The organism is Spiribacter halobius (assembly GCF_020883455.1).
Lineage (GTDB): Bacteria > Pseudomonadota > Gammaproteobacteria > Nitrococcales > Nitrococcaceae > Sediminicurvatus > Sediminicurvatus halobius.
The window spans coordinates 1,455,810-1,480,561 of sequence record NZ_CP086615.1; the positions used below are offsets into that span (position 1 = coordinate 1,455,810).

Below are 24,752 nucleotides of genomic sequence, written 5' to 3' on the forward strand. Positions count from 1 at the left end.
AGGGGGGAGCATGAATCTGGCAACGCTGCTGCAGGCACGGGCGGCCGAAGGGCGGCCGGTACGCGTCGGGCTGATCGGTGCCGGCAAGTTCGGCGCGATGTTCCTGGCCCAGGCGGGGCGCACGGCGGGGCTGCATGTCGCCGGCATCGCCGATCTGGATCTCGCCCGCGTGCGGGACACCCTTGGCCGCATCGGCTGGCCGCCGGAGCGCAGCGAGCCGGCGTCCCTGGAACAGGCGATCGCCGGCGGTGGCACCTGGCTCACGGAGGACGCCTCCGCCCTCACCGACGACCAGCGGCTTGACGTGCTGGTGGAGGCTACCGGCCATCCTGCGGCGGGGATCCGGCACGCCCGCGCCGCCTTCGCGGCGGGGACGCACGTGGTGATGGTGAACGTGGAGGCGGACGCCCTCGCCGGGCCGGCGCTGGCGCAGGAGGCGGCAGGCGCCGGTGTCGTGTATTCCCTCGCCTATGGCGATCAGCCCGCGCTCATCTGCGAGCTGGTGGACTGGGCGCGGAGCATCGGCTTCGAGCCGGTGGCCGCCGGCAAGGGCACCAAGTACCTGCCGGCCTTCCATGCCTCTACCCCCGACACAGTCTGGGAGCACTACGGCCTGACACCCGAGGAGGCGCGCGCCGGCGGCATGAACGCGCAGATGTTCAACTCCTTCCTGGACGGGACCAAGTCCGGCATCGAGATGGCGGCGGTGGCCAACGCCACGGGGCTGCTGCCACCGACTCAGGGCCTGGCGTTCCCGCCCTGCGGCGTCGACGACCTGCCGCACGTCCTGCGCCCGCGCTCGGCGGGCGGCCAGCTGGAGGCCGAGGGGCAGGTGGAGGTGGTTTCAAGCCTCGAGCGCGACGGGCGAACGGTCTTCCGCGATCTGCGCTGGGGCGTTTACGTGGTCTTCGCGGCGCCGGACGACTACGTCCGCCGCTGCTTTCGCGAATACGGCCTGCATACCGATGCCAGTGGCCGCTATGCCGCCATGTACAAGCCCTATCATCTGATCGGCCTCGAGCTCGGCGTCTCCGTGGCAAGCGCCGCCCTGCGCGGCGAGCCCACCGGCTGCAGCCGCCGGTGGCGGGCCGACGTGGTCGCCACCGCGAAACGCAACCTCGCCGCCGGCGAGACGCTGGACGGCGAGGGCGGCTATACGGTCTGGGGCCGGCTGCTGCCGGCGAGCGCCTCCCGGCAGTCCGGTGGCCTGCCCATCGGGCTCGCCCATGGGCTGCGTCTGTGCCGCCCGGTGCCGGCTGGCCGGAGCCTCGTCTGGGACGATGTCGAGGACACCGGCGACGACGACGCCCGTCGCTACCGGCGGGAGATGGAGGCAGCGTTCTCTTAGGAGTCTGCGCCGTCCGCGGGGCGTTACTCCCTGGCGAGGTTCTCCATCACCCGGCGCAGGTAGTCGGCGGTGAGCAGCTTGATGCCCATGCGGTTGCCGAGCTTGCGCATGCCCTCGTCGGCGCTCACCAGCTCGGCGTCCAGCTCCAGGGCGAGCAGCACGGCGTCCACGTCCTCGCGGGAATCCACCAGCCCCTTGCGCATGGCCTCGCGGAAGCGCTCCCGCAGCTGGGTGATCAGCGCCGGCGGCATGCCGCTCGCGGCGCCCGCGCGCTTGGTGTGCTCCTCGGCGATGCGCAGGCCACGGTCGATCCGCCCGCGGACCTCGTCGATGAACTCGTAGAGGACGTCGCTCGGGATGGTGAGCGAGAACCGCCGGGGCGAGCGGATCCAGACCACCGTCTCGAAATCCGCCGCCAGCTCCGCGAGGTCCCGCATGCCACGAAACTCCTCGTACACCGAGAGCGGCATGTAGAACTCCGCGGGGCAGCGGCGGGCAAGCTCCAGGAAGGTGGTGAGCCCCTGCGCCGAGTCCTCGCCGAACTGGGCGGCCACGTGCGGGTTGGTGAAAACGCTGGTATCGAGGACGAAGCGGCGCATGGGCTCTCCCGGTTGCCCCTGGCGGGCGGGCTTCGCCCGTTGGCTGGCTCCGATGCTCGGCCGCGGCGGCGTGCGGCGTCAACCGCAACGCCGCGGTGCACCATGGAGCATGGTCCTCATGGTGCCACGGCATGCGCTACAGTAGGACCAGTGGCGGTTGCGCCGGCGGCGCGGCAGCATGCCTGAGCCGGGCCCCGGCCCTGGCCGTCACCGGGGCGGGTGCGAGGTCCGCCCCCCATAAGGACACGCCAATTCGAACGAGGAGAAGGACCGTGAGACTGACTCCCATTATGACCTGCGCAGCAGCGGCCGGCCTTGCACTCGGCTCCGCCACGGCGTTCGCCCAGCAGGAGGACTGGCCGGACAGCTTCACCGTGGGGACCGCGAGCCAGGGCGGCACCTACTTCACCTACGGGTCGGGCTGGGCCAATCTGGTGGCCAACGAGCTCGGCATCTCGGGCGGCGGCGAGGTCACCGGCGGCCCGAACCAGAATCTGGCGCTGGTGCACAACGGCGACCTGGCCTTCGGCATGACCACCATGGGCCCTGCCGCCGAGGCGCTCGCCGGCGACAGCCCGATCGCCCCCGGCGTGCCGCTGGACAACGCCTGCGCCATGTTCCCGATGTATCAGACGCCGTTCTCCATCACCGTGCTCGAGGGCTCGGGTATCGAGAGCATCTCCGACATTCCCGAGGGTGCAGCCATCGGCTTCGGCCCCTCCGGTTCCACCTCTGACACCTACTTCCCGCGCATGCTGGAGACCCTCGGCGTGGAGTTCGATCGGCGTACCGGCAGCTGGAGCGACCTTGCCGGGCAGCTCCAGGACGGGCTGATTGACGTCATTGCCTTTGCGGCCGGTATTCCGGTGCCGGCGGTGAGCCAGCTCGAGGTGCAGACGGATATCCGCATCATCGAGTTCACCGAGGAGGAGCAGGCGCAGGTCATGGAGGAGTTCCCGGTGGCGGCCTTCGAGATCCCGGCCGACACCTACCAGAGCCTGGATGGGCCGGCCCGGGCGGTGTCCATGTGGAACTTCGCCATCGCCCGCTGCGATCTGCCGGAGAGCTTCGTCTACGCGGCGACCAAGGCGGTGATGGAGAACCATGACCGGATGATGGAGATCCATCGTGCGTCCCGTAGCACCGTGCCCGAGAACTACGACAAGAACACCGTGATGCCCTGGCATCCCGGCGCGGCCCGCTGGTTCATCGAGAACGGCTACGAGATCCCCGAGGACCTGATCAAGTAGCAGGCGGCGCCGTTCGCGGTGCAGAATGCGCCGCCGCGCCGTCGAGCGCGGCGGCGTTCCTGGCTCCGGGGAGCGGTCGCGGACCGGAACCGGATTCCGTGCTGGACGGGGTAGCGAGGCCATGACCGACAAGACGCGCGACGACGACAGCAGCAACAACGACGAACCACCGGAGAGCGGCCTGGTCCACGGCGTCGACGAAGAGGTCATCGAGGGCAACCGGCGGCTGTTCCACGGCTGGATGTGGCTGCTGATGGCGCTGCTGGCCGGCGGCTACTCCGCCTTTCACCTGTTCTCGCTCAACGTCTATCCGCTGGAGACCTGGAGCTTCCGGATCATCCATATCGCCGGCGCGCTGACGCTCGGTTTCGTCATGTACTCGGCGACCAGCTTCAGCGAGGACGGCCCGGTGGAGCGGCGCTGGCTCAACTACCTGGGCGGCGTGCTGCTGCTGCCGGCGGCCTATGCGCTGGTGCAGACGGGGTTCATGTGGCAGGCCTTCGCCGAGGGGGCGCGGCGCATCGAGCCGGCGGTGGAGACCTGGCACTACGGCGTGCCGCTGATGGTCGCCACCGGCGGCGCCATCGTCCTCTCCTGGCTGGCGCGGGAGCGCCGCGGGCGGGTCACCCTGCCGGACATCACCCTGATCGTCTGCGCCATCGCCGTGGCCACCTATCTGCTGATCGTGCTCAACACCCAGCTGCGCATGAGCACGGGGACGTCGTTCGCGCCCGTTGGCCTGTCCTGGGCCGCCATCGCCGGCTCCGCACTGATCCTCGAGCTCACCCGCCGGGTGACGGGGATGGCGCTGGTGACCATCGCGCTGATCTTCTTCGCCTACGTATTCGTCGGCCCGTATCTGCCCGGGTTCCTGGGCTATCCGGGGCTGGGGCTGGTGCGCTTCTTCAGCCAGGTCTACACCGACGCCGGCATCCTCGGGCCGACCACGGCGGTCTCCTCCACCTACATCATCCTGTTCATCATCTTCGCGGCCTTTCTGCAGGCCTCGCGGGTGGGGGAGTACTTCGTCAACTTCGCCTTCGCCACCGCCGGACGCGCCCGCGGCGGGCCGGCCAAGGTCGCCATCTTCGCCTCGGGCCTGATGGGCATGATCAACGGGACCAGCGCCGGCAACGTGGTCTCCACCGGCTCGCTGACCATCCCGCTGATGAAGAAGGTGGGCTACTCGAAGCAGTCCTCCGGGGCGATCGAGGCGGCGGCCTCCACCGGCGGCCAGATCATGCCGCCGATCATGGGTGCCGGCGCCTTCATCATGGCCGAGATCACCGGCATCCCGTACACGGATATCGCCGTGGCGGCGATCATCCCGGCAATACTGTACTTCGCCGCGGTCTACTTCATGGTGGACTTCGAGGCCGGGCAGCTCGGCATGCGCGGCATGCGCGAGGACGAGCTGCCCTCGCTCGTGCGCATGGTGCGCCAGGTCTACCTGTTCATCCCGATCATCATCCTGATCGCGGCTCTGTTCATGGGCTACTCGGTGATCCGCGCCGGGACGCTGGCCATCGCCGCCTCGGTGGTGGTCAGCTGGCTGTCGGCGCACCGTATGGGCCCGCTCGCCATCGGGCGGGCGTTGCGGCTCGGCGGCGAGATGTCCATCCAGATCATCGCCGTCTGCGCGGCTGCGGGCATCATCGTGGGCGTCATCTCGCTCACCGGCGTCGGCGCCCGGTTCTCTTCGCTGCTGCTGGAGCTCGCAGGCGTCAGCCAGCTGCTCGCGCTGATCTTTGCCATGGCCATCTCCATCATGCTCGGCATGGGCATGCCCACGACGGCCGCCTATGCCGTCGCGGCGTCGGTGGTGGCCCCAGGCCTGGTCAGGCTCGGCATCGACCCGCTCACGGCGCACTTCTTCGTCTTCTACTTTGCGGTGGTCTCGGCCATCACCCCGCCGGTGGCGCTGGCCTCGTATGCGGCGGCCGGCATCTCCGGGGCCAACGCCATGGAGACGTCGGTGGCCTCGTTCCGAATTGGCATCGCGGCCTTCGTGGTCCCGTTCATGTTCTTCTACTCGAGCGCGCTGCTGATGGATGCACCCTGGCTGCGGGTGGCCCAGGCGGGGGTGACCGCCGTCGTCGGCGTGTACCTCCTTGCCGCCGCCGTGCAGGGCTGGTTCTGGGGGCGCAACGCGCGGTGGTTCACGCGACTGGTCCTGCTTGCCGCCGCGCTCGCGATGATCAAGGGTGGGCTGGCCACGGACGCCCTGGGCGTGCTGCTGATTGCCGCCGCCTTCGTGCTGCAGCGGATGCTGCCCGGCGCGCCGCGGCCGGCTCCGGCGCCTTGAGCCGATGGACTTGGCCGGCGCCTCGATCCGCGGTGCTGCAGGCGGATCTGCGGCGGTGCCGGGTGCGCGTTGTGGCGGGAGCGCCCGGGACACGCCGTAGATACGTCCCTGTAGGCCCATAGGCGAGATCCCTCTCGCCTACGGGCCCCGGCGCTCCCGCCACAACGCGCACTTCCAGCCTGGGTGCCAGCTGCCGCGATCGACGGGGCTGCCCCGGAACGAGCAGGGCACGGCCGGGATTCGCTGATCACGCCGCGGTGCGTGGCCTCTTATTCGGCATTACAGCCGATAGATCACCCGCACTGCACCCCAGTGCCGGCCATTGACGGTGATCGGAGCCGAGGCGTCGCGGAACAGCTGGAAGTTGCCGCCGCCCATGTCGCGACGGTAGACCTGCAGCAGAAAGGGTCGGCGATTGCTCGCCGCGGCCTTGCCCACCCGGTCGTCGAAGATGCGGCGGTTGCGGCAGTTGGCGGCGTTCCACACCGGATCGTCCGGGCGCTGCGGCTGGGAGACGGGCAGGGCATGGGTGGCGATATAGCCGCGGTCGTCGGTGGTGCAGCAGGCGCTGATCCGGCTGTCGCTCTCCCGCACCGGCTCCTGCAGGGCCGGCAGAACCTCGTCCGTGAAGCGGGTGTAGCGGCTGAGATACTGCTGCGGGTCCGTCCCCCGAATCGGCTGGTAATCGCGGTCGAACAGATCCTCGACGCTGATACGACCGCCGGCGACCGCCTTCTCGAACGTGCGCGAGACCGCCGCGGCGGTCTCCTGCGCCTTGCGCACGAAGGGCGAATCCTCGGTGTCACTGTCGCTTTCGAGGGTGATGTTCACCAGCTCCTCGGTAAAGCCGAGCAGCCGGTTGATGCGCTCGCCGGCGGCGTCGAGGTTGCCGGAGGAGCGTTCCACGTCCTCCGTGAGCCCCGCCAGACCGCTGGCGGTCTCGCCGCAGTAGCGGTCGATGTCCCGCACGGCACCGGCGATGCGCCCCGTCTCACGGTCGACGTCGGCGATGGCGGCCGCCACCGAGGTCATTACGTCCTGAATGGCATGGGTGCCCTCCTGCACGCGATGCGCCTGGGCGGAGCTCTCCTCGCCACGCTGCACCAGCTCACGCACCTGGCTCGCCAGCTCCGCCAGGGTCTCGTCGATCTGGGCCGTGGCCTCACCGGTCTGGCGGGCCAGCTCCTTGACCTCCTCGGCGACCACGGCGAAGCCACGCCCCGCCTCGCCGGCACGGCTCGCCTCGATGGTGGCGTTCAGCGCGAGCAGGTTGGTCTGTTTGGCGATGCCGGAGATCCCCCGGGCCACTCCGGAGACGCGCCCCAGCGCCTCGTCCAGGTAGGCCAGCCGGCCGCCGCTGTCGGTGACGGCGTCGGCTAGCCGCCGGATGTCGTCGATGGACTCGCGGATCCGCGCCTGCGAACGGTCGACCTCGCCGGCGGCGTCGTTGGCGACCTGCTGCGCAGCGGAGGCCGCCTGATCCACGGTCTTGTTGACCTCTGCCATCTGCGCGGCCATGCCGCTCAGATGGGCGAACTGCTCCGCCTCCCGGCTAACGTGGGCACTGACGTCGTCCACGTGCCCGGCGACGTCCACCAGCTCCAGACCAAGCTGCCCGGTGCGCTCGGCGATCCGCTCGATCACGCGGGCATCGCCCGGCGCCCGGAACTCCCGGTCGGGTTGGGTGCCGCTTGTCTCCTCGCGATGCCAGCGCAGCCAACGCACGTCTCGACTCCCTCCGCGCAGGCCGGTCTCGTGACCGGGACACCCGTTGTCCTCCCAGGGGATAACGGCGCTGTCGCCACGTCCTTGAGCGCTCCGGACGGACGGGGATCGCGCCCGGCGCGGCATCTATGAAACACTGTGATGAAAATCACAGAAGCGGCTGACGGCCCGCAGGGTGACGGACGAAGAAGGCCCATGACATCGGCGGATGGCGGCGAGGACATCAGACGCGACCTGGCGGCCCTGGTTACGGCCTGGGAGGCGATGCGGGACGGCGCCGATGCGGCGCACTTCGAGGCAATGCGTCGCCACTGCGCCGGCGTGGCTGCCGCCGCCGAAGCGAGCGGGCACCGGCGGCTGGCGGAGCTGGCGGGGGTGGCGGAGATCATGCTGACGCCGCTGGCCCGGGCGGAGGAGCCCGCGGATCCGCTGCTGCTGCGAACCCTGGACGACTATGTCGAGGCACTGCGCCGGCTCGATCCGGGAGCGCCCCCCGAAAGCCCGGCCATGCCCTGCCGGCGGGCGCGCCTGATCACCGGGGACGACACCGCCGTCGCACGGCTGCGGCCGTTGCTGCGGGATCTCGCCTGGGGGCTGGAGGTCCTGCCGGACGCCACCGGCGCCGCGGATCCCGGACCGGCGGAGCTGATCGTGCTCGATCTGGACGGGAGCGCCGAGCCGGACAGGTTGCTATCCGGGCTAACGACGGCGCTGGGGCCCGCTTCAGCGGGGCCCCAGCCGCCAGTGGTGGCACTGGCCGCCCGCGGCTCGGCGGCGTTGCGCCTCACTGCCGCCCGCGCCGGAGCGGCCGGCTTCTGGCTCAAGGGCATGAGCCGGGATCTGCTCGCTGCCGAGCTGGACCGTCTGGCGCTTGCGGCAGCGGAGTCGGCACGGCCGTTGCGCGTGCTGCTACGGGACGACAGCCGCACCCAGACGGCCTATTACCGCAACGTTCTGCAGCGCGCCGGCCTGACCGTGGAGGCCGCGGACAGTGCCGACGCCGTCTTCGAGGCGCTGCTGCAGCGGCCGCCGGATCTGCTCCTGCTGGACCTGCACATGCCGGACTGTGACGGCGCCGAGCTCACACGGGCCGTGCGCCAGCTGCCCGGGCTGGGCCATCTGCCGGTGGTGTTCCTGTCCATGGAGACCGATGTCCGCAGGCAGCTGGACGCCCTGGCGGCGGGCGGCGACGACTTCCTGGTCAAGCCGGTGTCCGGCGGCCAGCTGTTGCGTACGGTCACCCTCCGCGCCACCCGGGGGCGGACGCTGCGGCAGCAGTCGGGGCGTGACGGTGCCACGGGGGCTCTGGTGGGGGAGGCGCTGCGGGCGCGGATTCGACATGAGCAATGGCGGGCGGAGCGCGATCGGCGACCGCTGCAGCTCGCCCTGCTGCGCCGCTGCGAGGCCGCTGCGGGTCCGGCCGGCACCGAGCTCACCGCGCTGGCCCTGCGCCTGAACGAACGGCTGCGCCGGACCGACGTGCTCGGCCGGCACAGTTCGGATGCCCTCGTGGTGCTGCTGCCCGGGGCCGGCGAGCAGGAGGCGCGGGCACTGCTGTCCCCCCTGCTGCAGGCGGAGGCCGACCACGCCGGCTGGCGCCTCGGGCTCGCCGGGCAGACCCCGGCGCTGGACGCGGAGGGGCTGCTGCTCGCCGCCGAGGCGGCGCTGGCCTAGCCAGCGCTGCGGGCCAGTTCCTGCGGGTCGAAGTCGTCGACGCTGATGACCCGCAGGCGGGCCGCTTCCGCCTCCCGCAGCCGCTCGGCCTCGTCGGCGCCGAGCACGCCGGCGCGCTCGCCCGCGCCGATGGCGTCCTCGTCCCAGGCCACCCGCAACTCGCCGCTGCGCACCGCCTTGCGCAGGCGACGCTCCAGCGGCGCGACCTCGTGGGCCAGGGCATAGGCACGCTCCACGGCGCCGATGGCATCGCCGGCGTCCGTGGGCCGGTAGACGCCGTCGATGAGCCGCTCGCGGGGCTCCCCCGGCTCCATCATGAGGCGGGCGACGCGGGCGGCGAGGCGGTCATCCGGGCCACGGCGCCGCCGGCCGAGGGGCAGCACCAGCCCGCGCAGCAGCCAGGCCAGCGGGCGCACGGGGAAGTTGGCGATGACCTCGTCCAGGCGTTGCTCGATGAGCGCGAGGGACTGCTCGATCCCGTAGCTTACGAAGGCCAGATCCTCCCGTGGCCGGCCGTCGTCCTCGTAGCGCTTGAGCGTGGCCGAGGCCAGGTAGAGGTGGCTCAGCATGTCGCCGAGGCGGGCCGAGATCCGCTCGCGGCGCTTCAGGCCGCCGCCGAGCACGAGCATGCTGGCATCGGCCAGCAGGGCGAAGGCCGCGGCGTAGCGCTCCAGCTGGCGGAAGTAGGGGCGCGTGTCGGCGCTGCCGGCGCCGCGTGCGAGGCGCGCGCCGCTGAGGCCGAGGAGCAGCGCGCGCAGAGCGCAGCCGAGGCTGTGGCCGACGTGGCCGACCAGCAGGCGGTCGAAGCTCGCACGGCCGCGCTCCGGGTCGGGGTCGCCGGTGGCCTCGATCTCCTTCAGCACGAAGGGATGGCAGCGGATGGCCCCCTGGCCGAAGATCATCATGTTGCGGGTAAGGATGTTCGAGCCTTCCACCGTAATGCTGATCGGCGTGGTCTGGTAGCTGCGGCCGAGATAATTGGAGGGACCGAGGCAGATGCCCTTGCCGCCGTGCACGTCCATGGCATCGTTGATGCATTCGCGCTGGCGCTCGGTGAGGTGATACTTGACCACCGCCGAGAGCACGGCGGGTTCCTCCCCCGCATCCAGGGCGGCCGCGGTGACGCGACGCGCGGCCTCGCATACGTAGGCATTGCCGGCGATCCGCGCGAGCGCCTCCTGCACGCCCTCGAACTCGCCAATGGGCACCCGGAACTGCTCCCGGATGCGGGCATAGGCGCCGGTGGTGAGCGCGCACATCTTGGCCGTGGCGACGCTGCCGGCGGGCAGCGAGATGCTGCGGCCGACGGCAAGGCAGTTCATGAGCATGCGCCAGCCCTGGCCGATACGCTCCGCGCCGCCGATGATCTGGGTGAGGGGGATGAACACGTCCCGCCCGCGGTTCGGTCCGTTCATGAAGGCGGCGTTGAGGGGCAGGTGCCGGCGGCCGATCTCCACGCCGGGGAGGTCGGTGGGGATCAGCGCCAGGGTGATGCCGAGGTCGGTGCTCTCGCCCAGCAGATGGTCAGGGTCGTAGGCGCGGAAGGCGAGTCCGAGCAGGGTGGCCACCGGGCCCAGGGTGATGTAGCGCTTCTCCCAGTTCAGGCGCAGCCCCAGCACCTCTTCGCCCTGCCACTCGCCGCGGCAGACCACGCCGGTATCCGGCAGCGAGCCGGCATCCGAGCCGGCCCAGGGGCCGGTGAGCGCGAAGCAGGGGATCTCCTCGCCCCGTGCCAGGCGGGGCAGGTAATAGCGCTGCTGGGCATCGGTGCCGTAGCGCATGAGCAGCTCGGCAGGGCCGAGGGAGTTCGGCACCATCACCGTGGAGCCGAGATCCGCGCTGCGGCTCGCCAGCCTCATGACGACGGCCGAGTGGGCGCTCGCCGAGAAGCCCTTGCCGCCGTGCGCGGCCGGGATGATGAGGCCGAAGAAGCCTTCGCCGCGGATGGTCTCCCAGGCGGCGGGGGGCAGATCCAGACGCTGGTGGCTGACCTCCCACTCATCCACCTGGCCGCACAGGGTCTCGGTGGGGCCGTCCAGGAACGCCTGCTCGGCCTCCGTGAGGCGCGCCGGCGGCTGGCGCAGCAGTCGCCGCCAGTCGGGGTGGCCGCTGAAGAGCTCGCCATCCCACCAGACGGTGCCGGCATCCAGGGCGGCGCGCTCCGTCTCGGAGATCTCCGGCAGCACGCTGCGGAACCAGTCGAACAGACGATCGGTGAGCAGGCGCCGCCGCAGACTCGGCGTGTTGAGCGGCACCGCCACGGTGAGGAACACCGCCCAGAACGCCACGCCCCAGGCCCAGTGCTGGCCGCCGAGCAGCGTGAGCGCCAGCAGGTAGCCGGCGATGGCCAGCGTATTCAGGCTGAGCCGGGTGCGGGCGAAGGCGAGTGCCCCGAGCAGGGCCAGGAACAGGAGCAGCCAGATCAGGGCGAGCATGAGGCACTCCGTGTCGGGGGAGCGGAACGGCGCGGCGTCACCATTACCACGCCCACGCCCAGGGGTCCATACTCCGGCGTATGTTGCTGATGTGAGACAGCTCGCGTGCGGGTAGGGCCGCTCTGCTAGCATAGCGGCTCCGCCGTTCCGCCCACGCCGAGGACTCAATGCTACTGTCCATCGCGCCCCACCGGCGTGCCCTGAACCTTGCCGGATTCGGGATCTGTGCCGCCCTGCTGGCAGGTGCCTACTATCTCGAGTGGGTGCAGGGCATGGAGCCCTGTCCGCTCTGCATCTTCCAGCGCCTGGTGTTCGCCGCGCTGGCCGTGGTGTTCCTGCTTGGCGCCTGCTTCGGCGGTGGCCGTATCGTGGCCGGCCTGCTGGCGGTGACGGCGTCCGGCGGCGTGGCGCTCGCCCTGCGGCATCTCTGGTTACAGTCCCTGCCGCCGGACCAGGTGCCGGCCTGCGGCCCGGGTCTGGACTACATGCTGGGCGCCTTCCCGTTCTGGGAGACGGTCTCCATGGTGCTCTCCGGCTCCGGGGAGTGCGCCGAGGTGGACCGTGTGCTCGGCCTGAGCATTCCCTGGTGGACGCTGGCGGCCTTCGTCGTCCTGGGTGTCGTCGGGACCCTGTTGAACCTGGCCCGCCGGCGGGGGGCCTGACTCCGGCATGGCCCGACGGCGCGCCGCCAACGGCAAGCGCAAGCCCCGCCGTCGGCAGGGTCGCTGGCATCTGCGCCGCTGGTTGCTCGGCGTGGTGGTCCTCGGCGTCCTGGTATCGGCCGCGCACGTGGCATGGCTGGATCATCGCGTCAGCACGGAGTTCGAGGGCAAGCGCTGGGCGGTACCGGCGCGAGTGTACGCACGGCCGCTGGAGCTGCACGTCGGCCGGCCGCTGGATGCGCAGACCCTGCTCGCCGAGCTGCGCGCCGCCGGCTACCGGCCGGTGGAGCGCCTGCAGGGGCCCGGGCAGTACACCCGCAGCGGCCAGCGCTTCGGCATCCACACCCGGGCCTTCCGCTTCTGGGACGGGCGCGAGCCGGCGCAGCGTCTGGAGCTGCAGCTGGCCGATGGCCACGTCGCAACGCTGCATGACCCCCGCAGCGGCGCCGGCGTGGACCTGGCGCGGCTCGACCCGGCGCCCATCGGCGGGCTCTATCCCGCCCATCGGGAAGACCGCATTCTGGTGCAGCTGGAGGAGGTGCCGCGGCCGCTGGTGGAAGCCCTGCTGGCGGTGGAGGACCGGGGCTTCCCCGACCACTTCGGCATCTCGCCCACCGGCATTGCCCGGGCGCTGGTGGCCAACCTGCAGGCCGGTCGGATCGTCCAGGGCGGCAGCACGCTCACCCAGCAGCTGGTCAAGAACTTCTTCCTGAACGCCGACCGCACCCTCTGGCGCAAGGCCAACGAGGCGGTCATGGCCGTGCTGCTGGAGCTGCGCTACAGCAAGGCGGAGATCCTCGAGGCGTACCTCAACGAGGTCTACCTCGGGCAGGCGCCGAGCCGCGCGATCCATGGCTTCGGCCTCGCCAGCCGGTTCTACTTCGGCGAGCCGCTGGAGCGCCTCGACGTTGCCGAGCAGGCGCTGCTGGTCGGCATGGTCAAGGGCCCGAGCCATTACAACCCGCGGCGGCATCCCGAACGGGCCCGTGCGCGCCGTGACCTCGTGCTGGACCGAATGGTGGCGGTGGGATATCTCAGCCCGGCCGAGGCGCGCGCCGCCCGCGCCGCCCCGCTCGGGGTGATCGAGGAGGGCGGCGGCGCCGGGCGGGACTATCCCGCTTTCCTGGACCTGGTGCGGCGCCACCTGCAGCGGGACTATCGGGCCGAGGATCTGACCTCCGAGGGCCTGCGCATCTTCACCACGCTGGCGCCGGCGACCCAGGAGCAGGCGGAGGCAGCGATTATCCGGCGCACCGCGGAGCTGGGATCCGACGTGCAGGCGGCGGCGGTGGTGGTGGACACCGACGACGGCGAAGTGCGGGCGCTGGTGGGTGGGCGCGAGCCGCGTTTCGAGGGCTTCAACCGCGCGCTGGATGCCAGCCGACCCGTTGGCTCGCTGATCAAGCCCGCGGTCTATCTGGCGGCGCTGGAGCGCAGCGACGCCTATGGCCTCGGCACCCGGCTGGAGGACCGGCCGGTGACCCTGCAGAACGAGAGCGGCCAGGAGTGGCGGCCGCAGAATTACGACGGCGAGTTCCGCGGCGACGTGGCCCTGTGGGAGGCGCTGGCCCACTCCTACAACGTCCCCACCGTGCGGCTGGGGCTGGACGTCGGCCTGCGGGCCACGGTGGACGTCATGCGTCGCCTCGGGCTGCGCGTTCCCGACACCGTCTACCCCTCGCTGCTCCTGGGCGCGGTGGAGCAGACGCCCATCGACATCGCCCGCGCGTACACGACCCTCGCCAGCGGCGGCTATCGCATGCCCCTGCGGTCGGTGCGCGCGGTGACCACCGCCGAGGGCGAGGCGCTGAACCGCTATCCCCTGTCGGTGGAGCGTGCCTTTGCCCCGGAGCCGGTGTTCCTGGTCAACCACGCCCTGCGTCGGGCGGTGACAGAGGGCACGGCGCGGGGCCTCGGCCGTTGGCTGCCGGCGGATGGCAGCATCGCAGGCAAGACCGGCACCACGGACGACAACCGCGACAGCTGGTTCGCCGGCTATCGCGGCGATACCCTCGCGGTGGTCTGGGCCGGGCGCGATGACGGCGGCGACACCGGCCTCACCGGCAGCAGCGGTGCCATGACCGTCTGGGGTGAGATGATGGCGGGCGTTCCGGTGCGGCGCAGCCCGCCGCGGCCGCCCGAGGGCATCGAGGTGGTGTGGATAGACCCGGCCAGCGGCCGGCGGGCAGCGGCCTACTGCGAGGGGGCGGTGCAGCTACCCTACGTCGAGGGCGCGGCGCCCGGGGCCGCGGCCCCCTGCGTCGAGGAGAGCAACGTGGTCGACCGGGCCGCGGGGTGGTTCAGGAGATGGCTCGATTGATGATGCGATACCGGATGCTGCTCGCCGCCCTCCTGCTGGTGCTGCTGGCCGGCTGTGCGCCGCTAGAGCGTATGCCCGACGAGGCACCGGCGGAGCGGCCGACGCCACCGTCGGCGGAGGAGCCGGTGCCGGATGCCGTTGCGGGGCTGCTGTCCGAGGCGGAGGCGGCGAGCGCCGCCGGCGATCAGGAGCGCGCGGCGGCACTGCTGGAGCGCGCCATCGGCATCGCGCCGGACGAGGCGGTGCTCTGGCACAACCTCGCCATTGTGCGCTATCGCCAGGGCGCCTACGGGCAGGCGGAGCAGATGGCGCTGCGCGCGGACGGTCTGGCAGGCGACGACCGCCGCCTGCGCGCCACGAACTGGCGCCTGATCGCCGCCGCGCGCGAGCGCCAGGGTGATGACGCCGGCGCCGGCGAGGCCGAGGCCCGCGCCGCCGGTCTGCAGTCCGGCGAATGACGCTGTCCGCCCGCGTCGCCGCGGCCCTCGCCGAGGATGGCGAGCTTGCCCGCGCCATCCCCGACTACGAGCCGCGGGCGGAGCAGCAGGCGATGGCCGAGGCCGTGGCGGGGGCCATCGAGGCCGGGGAGACGCTGGTGGCCGAGGCCGGAACCGGCACCGGCAAGACCTTCGCCTATCTGGTGCCGGCGCTGCTCGCCGGACGGCGTGTGGTCATCTCCACTGGCACCCGGACCCTGCAGGATCAGCTCTATCACCGGGATCTGCCGCTGGTCACGAATGCCCTCGAGCGGCCGGTCCGGCGCGCTCTGCTCAAGGGCCGCACGAACTATCTCTGCCCCTATCGGACCCAGGTCACCGCGGAGGCGGGGCGGCTCGAATCCCGTGCCCTGGCCGACCGCTTCCAGCGCCTGCGGGAATGGGCGGGGCGCACCCGCAGCGGCGATCTCGCCGAGGCGCCGGACGGCACCCTGGATCCGATGCTTCTGCCCCGGGTGACCTCCACCGCGGACAACTGCCTCGGCCAGGAATGCCCGCTCTACAGCGACTGCTTCCTGATGGAGGCCCGGCGCCGCGCCCAGGAGGCGGATGTGGTGGTGGTCAACCATCACCTGCTGATGGCCGACTGGGCGGTGCGCGAAGGGGGCTATGGCGAGGTGCTGCCGGGGGCGGACGTCTACATCCTGGACGAGGCTCACCAGCTTCCGGAGACCGCGGCGCAGTTCTTCGGGCTGACGATATCCAGCCGGCAGCTTCAGGACCTGGCCCGGGATACGCGGGCGGAACAGCTGCGCGAGGCCGGCGATTCACCGGCCCTCGGCGAGCGCGCCGGCGCCCTGGAGCGGGCTGCTGCGGAGCTGCGCCTGGCGCTCGGGCCGGAGCGCCGGGAGGCCTGGTCCCTGGCGGCGACGGCGGCGGTGATCGGCGCGGCCGAGTCCCTGCTCGGCGCACTGGACGCGCTGGTGGCGGCGCTCGAGCCCCAGGCGCCGCGGGGCAAGGGGCTGGAGGCCTGCCACCGGCGCAGCGGCGAGCTGGCCGCGGGGCTGCGCCGGTTCCTTGGCGAGGCGGAGGAGGGCGAAACCGTGCGCTGGCTGGAGACCCGGGGCCAGGGGTTCAGCCTGCGGCTGACGCCGCTGTCGGTGGCGGGCACGTTCCACGCCCACATGCAGCGCCACCCCGCGGCCTGGGTGTTCACCTCGGCGACACTGTCGGTGGGCGGGCGCTTCGAGCACTTCACCCGCCGCCTCGGCCTGGAGTCCCCGCGCACCCTGCGAGTGGACAGTCCCTTCGACTATCGGCGGAACGCCCTGCTGTACGTCCCGGCCGGCCTGCCTGAGCCCTCGTCCCCGGGCTACCTGCCGCAGTACCTGGAGCAGGTGGCTGCGGTGCTGCGGGCGAGCCGCGGCCGGGCGTTTCTCCTGTTTACGAGCCATCGGGCCCTCGCCATCGCCGCCGACACCCTCGCGGGGCGGGTGGACCATCCCCTGCTGGTGCAGGGCGAGGCCGGCCAGCAGCGGCTGCTGGAGCGCTTTCGCGCGGCCGGGGACGCCGTGCTGCTGGGGACGCAGTCCTTCTGGGAGGGGGTGGACGTGCGCGGCGAGGCGCTGTCCTGCGTGATGATCGACCGCCTGCCCTTCGGCTCTCCGGGAGATCCCGTGACCCGCGCCCGCATCGAGGCGCTGCGGGCGGACCACGGCAACCCGTTCGCCCAGTACCAGCTGCCGGAGGCGGTGATCACCCTGCGCCAGGGGGTTGGCCGGCTGATCCGCGACGCCAGCGACCGCGGCGTGCTGGTCATCGGCGACGGCCGCCTCGTCCAGCGCAGCTACGGCCGCGTCTTCCGCGAAAGCCTCCCGCCCATGCCCCTCACCCGCCGCCTGGAGGACGTGGAGGCCTTCTTCGCCGCGTAACCTCGCCGGGCTGGGGGCAGGGCGCTTCGAGACAACCGCCAAGACGCAAAGAGCGCGAAGGTGATTACATGAATGCCTCGATATAAGCGGCCGAGCTCCGCCTCGCTGCCGCGCGCATTACCCTCAAGCATTTCTTCCTTCGCGTACTTCGCGGCTTTGCGGTTGTTCCCAAAGCAAAAGGCGGCCCGCAGGCCGCCTGCGGAGTGGATGATTTACGGCCGCGTCAGTCCGCGGGCTCCAGCGCGGTGAAGTCGCTGCGCTCGGCCAGGAAGTCCGGGCGCTCCTTGGGGGCGCTGAAGGGGCCCGACGGCCTGTTGCGCACGCTGTTGTAGACGAAGAACACGTTGCTGCGCGGGTCCGGCGACAGGTTCGCGTTGGACGCGTGTAGCGTGTTGCACTCGAACATCAGCAGTGAGCCGGCGGGCCCCTTGGCGGCCTCGATGCCGCCTTCGCGGATCAGGGCCGCGAGACTGTCGCCGTCCGGCACCCCCACCTGCTGGTCCTTCAGCGAGCTGCGATAGTTGTCCTCCGGCGTCTCGCCGACGGTGGGCACGAACCACCGATGCGAGCCCGGCACCAGCATCAGCGGGCCGTTGAACTCGTGATTGTCCGTGAGCACGATCGAGCAGCTGATGGCCCGCATGAAGGGCATGCCATCCTCGGCGTGCCAGGTCTCGAAGTCCGAGTGCCAGTTGAAGCCCTTGCCCTTGAAGCCGGGCTTGTAGTTGATCCGCGACTGGTGGATGTAGGTCGGGCTCGCCAGCAGCTGCTGCACGCGGTCCAGCAGCCGGCGGTCCCGCGCGAGCCTCGCGAGGCGCTCCGAGATGGACGGGCGGTGAATGGCGAACACCGAGCGCACCTCCTCGGAGCCTGGTTCGCGGACCATGCCGTCCCAGTCGCGAAGCGACGGCTCCTGCTCCAGGCGTCGAAGCTCCTCGCGGAATTCGGCCACTTCATCGGCGCCGAAGAATCCGGGAAAGAACAGGAAGCCGTCGCGCTCGAATGCCTCCACTTCGGCTTCGCCGAGCGGGCCATCCCAGCGCCGGTCCTCGTCGGTATGCACCACCGGATCGAGGCGCGGGAACATGCGCAGGGCTTCTTGGGTGCGAGTGGGATAGCGATCGCGAGTGTTCTCCATAGGACAACCTCCTCGCCGATTCCCCGGGATTGGATTGCGGGTGCGGGCAATACCGCCCTGAGCGGTGCCCAATGGGGGCTGCCGCGGCGCCGGCCGGATCGATTACCTGATGAGCTTGAAGGCTACCCTTTCGCGAGCGGGCGTTGCGCCACGCGGGTATCCTGCTGGTCGGGCGCCACGGCGTTGCCCGCGGCTTCCTTGCTTACGATCTATACGAGGCTGAGCCGCCGGCTGTCAAGCCAGCGGCCCGGGTCGGGGCAGGTCAGTCCTCGACGACGAGGTTGTACGCGCCATCGGCGTCGTGGGTCTCACGCCCGGTGACGGGGGGGTTGAAGGCGCAGATCAGGCGCATGTCCTCGGTGCCACCGCGCAGGATGTGACGGTCATGGTTGTCCAGCGCGTACAGCACACCGTCGTGGATCTCGTGCACCTCGCCGGTGGCAAGATCCTCGATGGTGCCGTTGCCGGCCACGCAGTACACCGCTTCCAGGTGGTTCTTGTACCAGAGGCGTAGCTCCGCACCCGCGGGGATGATGGTCTCGTGAAACGAGAAGCCCATGCCGTCCTTCTTCAGCAGCAGGCGGCGGCTGGTCCAGCCCGGGCCCTCGACCTCGCGCTCGGTGCCAATGATGTCCTGAACTCTGACGATCTTCATGTGTGCGCTTTCCTGTGGCTGATGGATCAGTCCGCCCCGTCAGCCTACCCCGGAGCGCGTAGCCCCGGGGTGGCCGTCGCGGCGGGCGACACGGTGGCAAGGATAGGCCCGGAGCGGCTCTGCGTCACGCCGGGCTGGCTACTGCCCGGCTGCTTCAGCGGTGCTCAGGCCAAACTCACCCATGGCCTCGATCAGGGCCTGCTCGATAATCTCAAGGCCCCGCTCGAGGTCCTTTTCCTCGGTGGTCAGCGGTGGCAGGAGCTTGAGCGTCTCGTCGTCGGGGCCGGCCGTCTCGATCACCAGATTGTGGGCGAAGGCGCGCTTGGAGATGGCACCGGCCAGCTCCTTGTGGGCGAATTCCACGGCCTGCATCATCCCGCGACCGCGCACACAGCCCCGGGCCTGTGGATACCGCTCCGTCAGGCCCTCCAGGAAGCGGCGCATGCGCTCGCCCTTCGCCTCGACCTCGCGACTGAAGCGCTGGTCGCTCCAGAACAGCTCCAGTGCCCGCTTCGCGGTGATCATGGCGGGATTGAAGCCGCGGAAGGTGCCGTTGTGCTCGCCCGGCTCCCAGATGTCGAACTCCGGCTTGACCAGCACCAGGGCAAGCGGCAGCCCGTAGCCGGAGATGGACTTGGAGACCGTCACCACGTCGGGATCGAGGTCGTACTCTTCGAAGGAGAAGAACCGGCCGGTGCGGCCGTTGCCGGTCTGGATGTCGTCGATCATGAACAGCATGTCGTGGCGACGGCAGACGTCCTGCAGGCGCTGCAGCCACTCGCCGCTCGCCACGTTGACGCCGCCCTCGGCCTGGATGGTCTCGACGATCACTGCGGCCGGGTGGCCGACGCCGCTGCCCCCGTCGGTCAGCAGCTTGTCGAGATAGTCGATGGTGTCTACGTCGCCACCGAAGTAGCTGTCGTAGGGCATGGAGTCGGTGTGGCTGAGCGGCACGCCGGCGCCGTCACGCTTGAACTGATTGCCGGTGACCGACAGCGCGCCGAGCGTCATGCCGTGGAAGGCGTTGGTGAACGCGATCACCCCGGGGCGGCCCTTCGCCTTGCGGGCGATCTTGAGCGCGCTTTCCACGGCGTTGGTCCCCGTGGGTCCGGGGAACTGGATGCGGTGGTTCATCCCCCGCGGCTCGAGGATGATGTCATTGAACGCCTTCAGGAATTCTGCTCGGGCGACGCTCGCCATGTCGAGGCTGTGGGTGATGTTGTCCGCCTCGAGGTAGTCGATCAGGGCGCGCTTGAGCTCCGGATGGTTGTGGCCATAGTTGAGCACGCTGGCACCGGCGAAGAAGTCGAGGTAGGCGTTGCCGTCGATGTCGTACATCCACGAGCCGCGCGCCTTCTCGAACACGGTCGGAAAGCTGCGCACGTAGCTGCGCACCTCGGACTCGTAGCGGTCGATGGTATTGAGGAAGTCCATGGTCGGTACCTCTGTCAGTTCGCGAGTCGGTTCAGGGCGGACGGCCGGTAGGGGCCGATGACGAAGAGCTCCTCGTCCTCGTGGCCGCTGTCGGGGAAGTCGTCCGACCGGAAACAGGGTTCCACCCGGCACTCGGTATCGAGCTCGCGGGCGATGGCCCGGAACAGTGCCCGAGAGGCTTCATTGGAGGGTGTGACGGTGGTCTCCAGGATGCTCGCGCGGTCTGCCCCGGGCTGGCGCAGGAAAGCCGTCACCAACCGCTTGCCGAGCCCGTGGCCCTGCATCTCCGGGCGGATGCCCACCTGCCAGAGAAAGACCACCTCGGGGCGCTGGGGAGGCCGATAGCCGGTGACGAAGCCCACCACCCGGCCCTCGTGCTCCGCCACCACGCAGGTGTCGGCGAAATCCCGGGCCAGCAGCAGGTAAAGATAGCTGGAGTTCAGATCCAGCGTTCCGGCGGCCTTGACTACCTCCCACATGCCTGCGCCATCGGCGAGGGCGGGGGTGCGGATCTGAATACCGTCATCATGGTGGGGGCGGGACACGGTCACCTCCTGGCAGGGGGGCCGAGCCGGCAGCCGGCCTTTCCGGGAATTTTAGGAGTCTGCGCCGTAGAAATCTTCCGAGCGAGGCGGTCCCACTGCGAGGCGATTTGGCCGCTCGTGCGAGGCGCATAGTGGTGACTATGTAACGAGCGCGAGCGGTCAAAGCGGCCGCAGTGGGGCCGCCGCAGCCGGGAGACGTTCTACGGCGCAGACTCCTGACTGAGCACCTGACGCCCGAGCCGAGCGGCGCGCGAGCCGGGCGGGGTGAGCGTTCAGCGAGGGGAACAGAAAGCGGGGCGTCGGGGGTGCTGATGGCAAGTCGCGTGCCGCGGCGCTGGCCGGGGACGGCTCCCATTAAAATGTCCGGTTATGAGAACATGTCTGCTTAGACTTGGTCAAGCTAACGACGGTCTTCGACGCCGCCGGCATTCGTCAGCCGCCCGGGCGTCGGCTATGCTCGGCGCCGTCCGCGACCACCCGCACTGCCGGCCGGAGCATGCGCCACACGCTATCCCCCTTTTTCGCGCTGTTCGCCTCCTTCGGCCTGCTGCTCACCGGCGGCGGGCTGCTGAGCACCCTTGTCGGCGTGCGCATGTCCCACGAGTGGTTCCCCACCGAGGTCATCGGCCTCGTGACCGCCTGCTATTCCGTCGGCTTCGTGCTGGCCACCCGGGTCTGCGGGCGGATCATCGCGCGCGTCGGCCATATCCGCAGCTTCGCCGCATTCGCGGCCCTGGCGGCGATCAGTACGCTGGCCTATCCGGTGGTGATCGAGCCCTGGGTGTGGGCGGGAATGCGCCTGGCCTATGGCTTCAGCCTCGCCGGCCTGTACATGGTGACCGAGAGCTGGCTCAACGATCGCACGCCCCGCGAGCGGCGCGGGACCGTGCTCGGGGTGTACAGCATCGTCACTTACATCGGGCTCGGCGGCGGCCAGTTTCTGCTGTTCACCGGCAGCCCCGCGGGCTTCGAGCTGTTCAGCCTCTCGGCGATGCTGATCGCGGCCGCCGTGGTGCCGGTGACCATCACCCGCATCGCCTCCCCGGAGCTCGTGGAGATCATTCCGGTGCGGCTGCGGGATCTCTACGCCGCCTCGCCGCTGGGGCTGGTGGGCTCGGCCATGGCAGGTGTCGTCAACGGCGGCTTCCTCGGCATGGCGCCGATCTACGCCCGCGGTGTCGGCTTCAGCAACAACGGCGTAGCGACGCTGATGGGGCTGACCATCCTCGGCGGTTTCCTGCTGCAGTGGCCCATCGGGCGCCTTTCCGACCGCTTCAACCGGCGCTACGTGATCGCCGCGGTGTCGCTGGCAGTGGCGGCCTGCAGCGCCGGCATCATTGCCGCCTCCGGCATGAGTGACCGTATCGTCATCGCCCTGGCGGTGCTCTGGGGCGGCCTTGCCTTCACCATCTACCCCATTGCGGTCTCGCTCACCAACGACTTCGTCCGGCCCTCGGAGCTGCTCGGGGCGAGCGCGGGGCTGCTGCTGGTGCATGGCGTGGGCATGATTCTCGGCCCGGTAATCGCCTCCCAGCTCATGGCCGCGATCGGGCCGACGGGGCTCTTTTGGACCATCGGCAGCGCCGGCGTGCTGCTCGGGGCCTACGCACTGCTACGCGAGCGGACCGGCCCGCCGATCCCCGTGAGCGAGGCCTCGAACTACCGCGTGCTGCCGCGGGAAAGCGTCTACAGCGGGCAGTTTGACCCGCGCCACGAGGAGCAGCAGCTGGAATTCGACTTTGGCGAGAACGAGGACGTCGACGCCGCGGCGCAGGAGGCGGAGCCGTGACCGGGGGCGCCGTGCTGCTGGCGCTGGACGCCACCACCGAGGCCTGCTCGGTGGCGCTGCGCGTGGTCGGCCGGGATCACGGCCACTGGCGGCACCTGCCGCGCGGCCACTCCGCCGCCCTGCTGCCCATGCTGGAGGCGCTGCTGGCGGAGGCCGGCGTCACCCGCAGCGCCATCGATGCCATTGCGTTCTGCGCCGGGCCGGGGGCGTTCACCGGCGTGCGTATCGCCACCGGCGTGGCCCAGGGGCTTGGCTTTGCCCTCGGGCGACCGGTCATTCCGCTGTCGACGCTGCAGGTGATCGCTGCCGGCGCGCTGCGGGGTGGCGCCGGGGCCCCGGGGGTGCTGGTGGCGGCGGATGCGCGCATGGGCGAGGTTTACACGGCGGTTTACCGGGCGACGCCGGAGGGACCCGAGGCGGTGGTTGCGGACAGCCTCGCCGCGCCGGAGGCGGTAGCGCCACCGCCCGGGCGCTGGCTCGGAGCGGGCACGGGCTTCGCGGCCCACCCCGAGGCCCTGGCCGAGCGCCTGCGCCCGGGGCTGCTCGCCATCGAACCTCAGCGCCTGCCGGACGCCCGCGATGCGCTCGGGCTGGCCGAAGTGCGTCTCGCCGCCGGCGAGGCGGTGCCGGCGGAGCGCGCCGCGCCGATCTATTTGCGCAACCGGGTAGCCACGCCTCGCCCCTGAGCGGGTCCTTGAAAACGCCGCCGCCGACCACATCTCTGCCAATGAAAGGTCACGAAGATCAGTGGCTTGAAAGAAATTGTCGGAGGTGATGCTTATGGACCTGACGCGTTATACGCCGAGCCGGTCGCTGCGGGACCTGAGCGGGGAGCTGAACCGCCTGCTGGACGCGCCGTGGTTCGACCGCAACCTGGACTTCTCCACGGTGGAGACCAGCCAGTGGGTACCGGCGGTGGACATCCGTGAGGAGCCGGAGCGGTTCCTGGTCGAGGCCGATGTGCCCGGCGTGAAGCCGGAGGACATCGAGGTGACCATGGAGAACGGGGTGCTCAGCATCCGCGGCGAGCGTCACTACGAGAAGGACACGGGCGGCAACGGCGCCCGGCGCGTGGAGCGGGCCCACGGTGTGTTCTACCGGCGCTTCGCGCTGCCGGATACGGCGGACCCGGAGAACGTGAAGGCCCGCGGGGAGAACGGAGTGCTGGTGATCGAGATCGGCAAGCGCGAGGGTGCGCGCTCCCGCCGCATCCCCGTGGAGCAGTGATTCCCCCTGAGCCGATGGCCCGCCAACGCGGGCCCCGGGCGGAGGCAATCCCTCCGCCCTTTTTTGCGGCCTGTTCAGTGATGGCCAGCCCTGGGAGTCAGGGAAGCCCCGCGGCGCCACGGGCAGCTTCGCGGCCGTGCCCGGGCCGGGATGGGGTGGCGGCGAACGGGACACGCTGTGAATACGTCCCTGTAAGCTCGTAGGCGAGGTCCCTCTCGCCTACGGTCCCGTTCGCCGCCACCCCATCCCGGCCTGACCGCCTCACTGGCTTCCGCCGCGGAGTTCGGGGCGAACGGTGTCGTGGCATCAGCATCGATGGCACGGGTACGCTGTTGCGGTGATCGTGCCGGAATCAGCCACAAGCGGGAGCATGCGATGGGGAACATCTTCGAGAAGATCGTCAACGGCGAGATGCCGGCGGACATCGTCCACCAGGACGATCGCGTGACCGCGTTCCGTGATATTCAGCCAAAGGCGCCAACGCATATCCTGATCGTTCCGAACAAGGTGATCCCGACGGTGGACGACATCGACGAGGCGGACGAGTCGCTGATCGGGCACATGTTCATCGTCGCCCGGGACCTGGCGCGTCGGGAGGGCATCGCCGAGGACGGCTATCGGCTGGTGGTCAACTGCCGCGAGCACGGAGGGCAGGAGGTGTATCACCTGCACGTCCATCTCCTGGGCGGCCGGCCGCTCGGCGCCATGCTGCCGGCTTGAGGGCGTCATCGTGACGGAGCCGGATTCGCAGCCGGTTGCGGCAGCAGGCGATGAGACGCTGGTCAGCCCGTTCCCCGGACGTGGCCACGACCACGCCCATTGTGTCGCCGATGCGCTGGCCGTGGCCGATCGCCTGTGTGCCGAGCGCGGCGTGCGGCTGACGCCGCTGCGCCGGCGGGTGCTGGAGATGGTGTGGCAGAGCCACCGCCCGGTGAAGGCCTATGACCTCCTCGACCAGCTCCGCGAGCGCCGGCAGCGCGCGGCGCCCCCCACTGTCTACCGGGCACTGGAGTTCCTCCGCCACGAGGGCCTTGTCCACCGCCTGGAGTCGCTGAACGCCTTTGTCGGCTGTGGCGATCCGCGCCATGCGCATGCCGGCCAGTTCCTCATCTGCCGCCGCTGCGAGGCCGTCGCCGAGCTGAGCGACCCGGAGATTACACGGCTGATCGCCGAGCGCGCACAGGCGCTGGGATTCCACCTGGGCAGCCAGACCATAGAGCTCGATGGCCTGTGCCCCGGCTGCCAGGCGGAGGTCTGCGACCGGCCGGAATGACCCGG

At 70.6% G+C, this 24,752-nt stretch carries 20 protein-coding genes; 13 read left to right on the top strand and 7 right to left on the bottom strand.

Annotated elements, in window-relative coordinates; genetic code table 11:
• Nucleotides 1–10 precede the first annotated feature (10 nt).
• A complete protein-coding gene (locus tag LMH63_RS06595; protein ID WP_109677099.1) occupies nt 11–1,348 on the top strand; it encodes an NAD(P)H-dependent oxidoreductase in 1,338 nt (445 codons plus the stop codon).
• 23 nt (nt 1,349–1,371) lie between these two features.
• On the opposite strand, the gene LMH63_RS06600 is transcribed toward LMH63_RS06595, so the two are convergent.
• Entirely contained in the window at nt 1,372–1,947 is a 576-nt protein-coding gene (locus LMH63_RS06600) for an RNA ligase partner protein (protein WP_109677097.1), read from the bottom strand.
• A gap of 272 nt (nt 1,948–2,219) precedes the next feature.
• Here LMH63_RS06600 and LMH63_RS06605 point away from each other — a divergent pair, with 272 nt between their 5' ends.
• Entirely contained in the window at nt 2,220–3,197 is a 978-nt protein-coding gene (locus LMH63_RS06605) for a TAXI family TRAP transporter solute-binding subunit (protein WP_229332744.1), read from the top strand.
• A 121-nt stretch (nt 3,198–3,318) separates the two neighbouring features.
• Nucleotides 3,319–5,502: a TRAP transporter permease gene (locus LMH63_RS06610; RefSeq protein WP_109677093.1), complete on the top strand. Its 2,184-nt coding sequence runs from the start codon at nt 3,319–3,321 to the stop codon at nt 5,500–5,502.
• Between the two features lie 279 nt (nt 5,503–5,781).
• Here the strand turns inward: LMH63_RS06610 and LMH63_RS06615 are convergent, their stop codons facing one another.
• Nucleotides 5,782–7,227: a methyl-accepting chemotaxis protein gene (locus LMH63_RS06615; protein WP_229332745.1), complete on the bottom strand. Its 1,446-nt coding sequence runs from the start codon at nt 7,225–7,227 to the stop codon at nt 5,782–5,784.
• Between the two features lie 195 nt (nt 7,228–7,422).
• Here LMH63_RS06615 and LMH63_RS06620 point away from each other — a divergent pair, with 195 nt between their 5' ends.
• Complete coding sequence (locus LMH63_RS06620; RefSeq protein WP_158280320.1) at nt 7,423–8,901, top strand: response regulator; 1,479 nt, start codon at nt 7,423–7,425, stop codon at nt 8,899–8,901.
• Here LMH63_RS06620 and LMH63_RS06625 read toward each other — a convergent pair.
• Nucleotides 8,898–11,336, bottom strand: a complete 2,439-nt coding sequence (locus LMH63_RS06625) for an acyl-CoA dehydrogenase (protein ID WP_109677089.1) — start codon at nt 11,334–11,336, stop codon at nt 8,898–8,900. The two genes, LMH63_RS06620 and LMH63_RS06625, sit on opposite strands and share 4 nt — an antisense overlap.
• Nucleotides 11,337–11,503: 167 nt before the next feature.
• Between LMH63_RS06625 and LMH63_RS06630 the strand changes: the two genes are divergently transcribed.
• From LMH63_RS06630 to yoaA, 4 genes are read left to right on the top strand one after another with little or no spacing between them, the layout of a single operon-like run.
• Nucleotides 11,504–11,998, top strand: a complete 495-nt coding sequence (locus LMH63_RS06630; RefSeq protein WP_109677087.1) for a disulfide bond formation protein B — start codon at nt 11,504–11,506, stop codon at nt 11,996–11,998.
• 7 nt (nt 11,999–12,005) lie between these two features.
• On the top strand, nt 12,006–14,318 hold the full coding sequence (mrcB, locus tag LMH63_RS06635; protein WP_109677085.1) for a penicillin-binding protein 1B: 2,313 nt from the start codon (nt 12,006–12,008) through the stop codon (nt 14,316–14,318).
• A complete protein-coding gene (locus LMH63_RS06640; protein WP_109677083.1) occupies nt 14,318–14,776 on the top strand; it encodes a tetratricopeptide repeat protein in 459 nt (152 codons plus the stop codon). Before mrcB ends, LMH63_RS06640 begins: the two co-directional genes overlap by 1 nt.
• Complete coding sequence (gene yoaA, locus LMH63_RS06645) at nt 14,773–16,686, top strand: DNA repair helicase YoaA (RefSeq protein ID WP_109677081.1); 1,914 nt, start codon at nt 14,773–14,775, stop codon at nt 16,684–16,686. Before LMH63_RS06640 ends, yoaA begins: the two co-directional genes overlap by 4 nt.
• Nucleotides 16,687–16,909: 223 nt before the next feature.
• Here the strand turns inward: yoaA and thpD are convergent, their stop codons facing one another.
• The 4 genes from thpD to ectA all read right to left on the bottom strand — a co-directional run bounded on the left by thpD (nt 16,910) and on the right by ectA (nt 20,458).
• Nucleotides 16,910–17,824 (bottom strand): ectoine hydroxylase, encoded by a 915-nt coding sequence (gene thpD, locus LMH63_RS06650; RefSeq protein ID WP_109677079.1) that lies wholly within the window; start codon nt 17,822–17,824, stop codon nt 16,910–16,912.
• 262 nt (nt 17,825–18,086) lie between these two features.
• A complete protein-coding gene (locus LMH63_RS06655) occupies nt 18,087–18,479 on the bottom strand; it encodes an ectoine synthase (RefSeq protein ID WP_109677077.1) in 393 nt (130 codons plus the stop codon).
• A 138-nt stretch (nt 18,480–18,617) separates the two neighbouring features.
• Complete coding sequence (gene ectB / locus LMH63_RS06660; protein ID WP_109677075.1) at nt 18,618–19,913, bottom strand: diaminobutyrate--2-oxoglutarate transaminase; 1,296 nt, start codon at nt 19,911–19,913, stop codon at nt 18,618–18,620.
• Between the two features lie 14 nt (nt 19,914–19,927).
• A complete protein-coding gene (gene ectA, locus LMH63_RS06665) occupies nt 19,928–20,458 on the bottom strand; it encodes a diaminobutyrate acetyltransferase (RefSeq protein WP_229332746.1) in 531 nt (176 codons plus the stop codon).
• A 496-nt stretch (nt 20,459–20,954) separates the two neighbouring features.
• On the opposite strand from ectA, the gene LMH63_RS06670 reads away from it, so the two are divergent.
• The 5 genes from LMH63_RS06670 (at nt 20,955) to LMH63_RS06690 (ending at nt 24,747) form a co-directional block, all read left to right on the top strand.
• A complete protein-coding gene (locus LMH63_RS06670; protein ID WP_109677073.1) occupies nt 20,955–22,247 on the top strand; it encodes an MFS transporter in 1,293 nt (430 codons plus the stop codon).
• Nucleotides 22,244–22,933 (top strand): tRNA (adenosine(37)-N6)-threonylcarbamoyltransferase complex dimerization subunit type 1 TsaB, encoded by a 690-nt coding sequence (gene tsaB, locus LMH63_RS06675; RefSeq protein WP_109677072.1) that lies wholly within the window; start codon nt 22,244–22,246, stop codon nt 22,931–22,933. Before LMH63_RS06670 ends, tsaB begins: the two co-directional genes overlap by 4 nt.
• Nucleotides 22,934–23,027: 94 nt before the next feature.
• Nucleotides 23,028–23,474 (top strand): Hsp20/alpha crystallin family protein, encoded by a 447-nt coding sequence (locus LMH63_RS06680; protein WP_109677070.1) that lies wholly within the window; start codon nt 23,028–23,030, stop codon nt 23,472–23,474.
• A gap of 375 nt (nt 23,475–23,849) precedes the next feature.
• Nucleotides 23,850–24,194, top strand: coding sequence for a histidine triad nucleotide-binding protein (locus LMH63_RS06685; RefSeq protein ID WP_109677068.1), 345 nt, complete (start codon nt 23,850–23,852; stop codon nt 24,192–24,194).
• 10 nt (nt 24,195–24,204) lie between these two features.
• Nucleotides 24,205–24,747 (top strand): Fur family transcriptional regulator, encoded by a 543-nt coding sequence (locus LMH63_RS06690; RefSeq protein ID WP_373317913.1) that lies wholly within the window; start codon nt 24,205–24,207, stop codon nt 24,745–24,747.
• Nucleotides 24,748–24,752: the final 5 nt, after the last annotated feature.

Excerpts from the sequence above, each read along its gene's own strand:
- LMH63_RS06595 (WP_109677099.1), top strand. The coding sequence starts at position 11 with ATGAATCTGGCAACGCTGCTGCAGGCACGGGCGGCCGAAGGGCGGCCG.
- LMH63_RS06600 (WP_109677097.1), bottom strand. The coding sequence starts at position 1,947 with ATGCGCCGCTTCGTCCTCGATACCAGCGTTTTCACCAACCCGCACGTG.
- LMH63_RS06610 (WP_109677093.1), top strand. The coding sequence starts at position 3,319 with ATGACCGACAAGACGCGCGACGACGACAGCAGCAACAACGACGAACCA.
- LMH63_RS06620 (WP_158280320.1), top strand. The coding sequence starts at position 7,423 with ATGACATCGGCGGATGGCGGCGAGGACATCAGACGCGACCTGGCGGCC.
- LMH63_RS06625 (WP_109677089.1), bottom strand. The coding sequence starts at position 11,336 with ATGCTCGCCCTGATCTGGCTGCTCCTGTTCCTGGCCCTGCTCGGGGCA.
- LMH63_RS06630 (WP_109677087.1), top strand. The coding sequence starts at position 11,504 with ATGCTACTGTCCATCGCGCCCCACCGGCGTGCCCTGAACCTTGCCGGA.
- mrcB (WP_109677085.1), top strand. The coding sequence starts at position 12,006 with ATGGCCCGACGGCGCGCCGCCAACGGCAAGCGCAAGCCCCGCCGTCGG.
- LMH63_RS06640 (WP_109677083.1), top strand. The coding sequence starts at position 14,318 with ATGATGCGATACCGGATGCTGCTCGCCGCCCTCCTGCTGGTGCTGCTG.
- yoaA (WP_109677081.1), top strand. The coding sequence starts at position 14,773 with ATGACGCTGTCCGCCCGCGTCGCCGCGGCCCTCGCCGAGGATGGCGAG.
- thpD (WP_109677079.1), bottom strand. The coding sequence starts at position 17,824 with ATGGAGAACACTCGCGATCGCTATCCCACTCGCACCCAAGAAGCCCTG.
- LMH63_RS06655 (WP_109677077.1), bottom strand. The coding sequence starts at position 18,479 with ATGAAGATCGTCAGAGTTCAGGACATCATTGGCACCGAGCGCGAGGTC.
- ectB (WP_109677075.1), bottom strand. The coding sequence starts at position 19,913 with ATGGACTTCCTCAATACCATCGACCGCTACGAGTCCGAGGTGCGCAGC.
- LMH63_RS06670 (WP_109677073.1), top strand. The coding sequence starts at position 20,955 with ATGCGCCACACGCTATCCCCCTTTTTCGCGCTGTTCGCCTCCTTCGGC.
- LMH63_RS06680 (WP_109677070.1), top strand. The coding sequence starts at position 23,028 with ATGGACCTGACGCGTTATACGCCGAGCCGGTCGCTGCGGGACCTGAGC.
- LMH63_RS06685 (WP_109677068.1), top strand. The coding sequence starts at position 23,850 with ATGGGGAACATCTTCGAGAAGATCGTCAACGGCGAGATGCCGGCGGAC.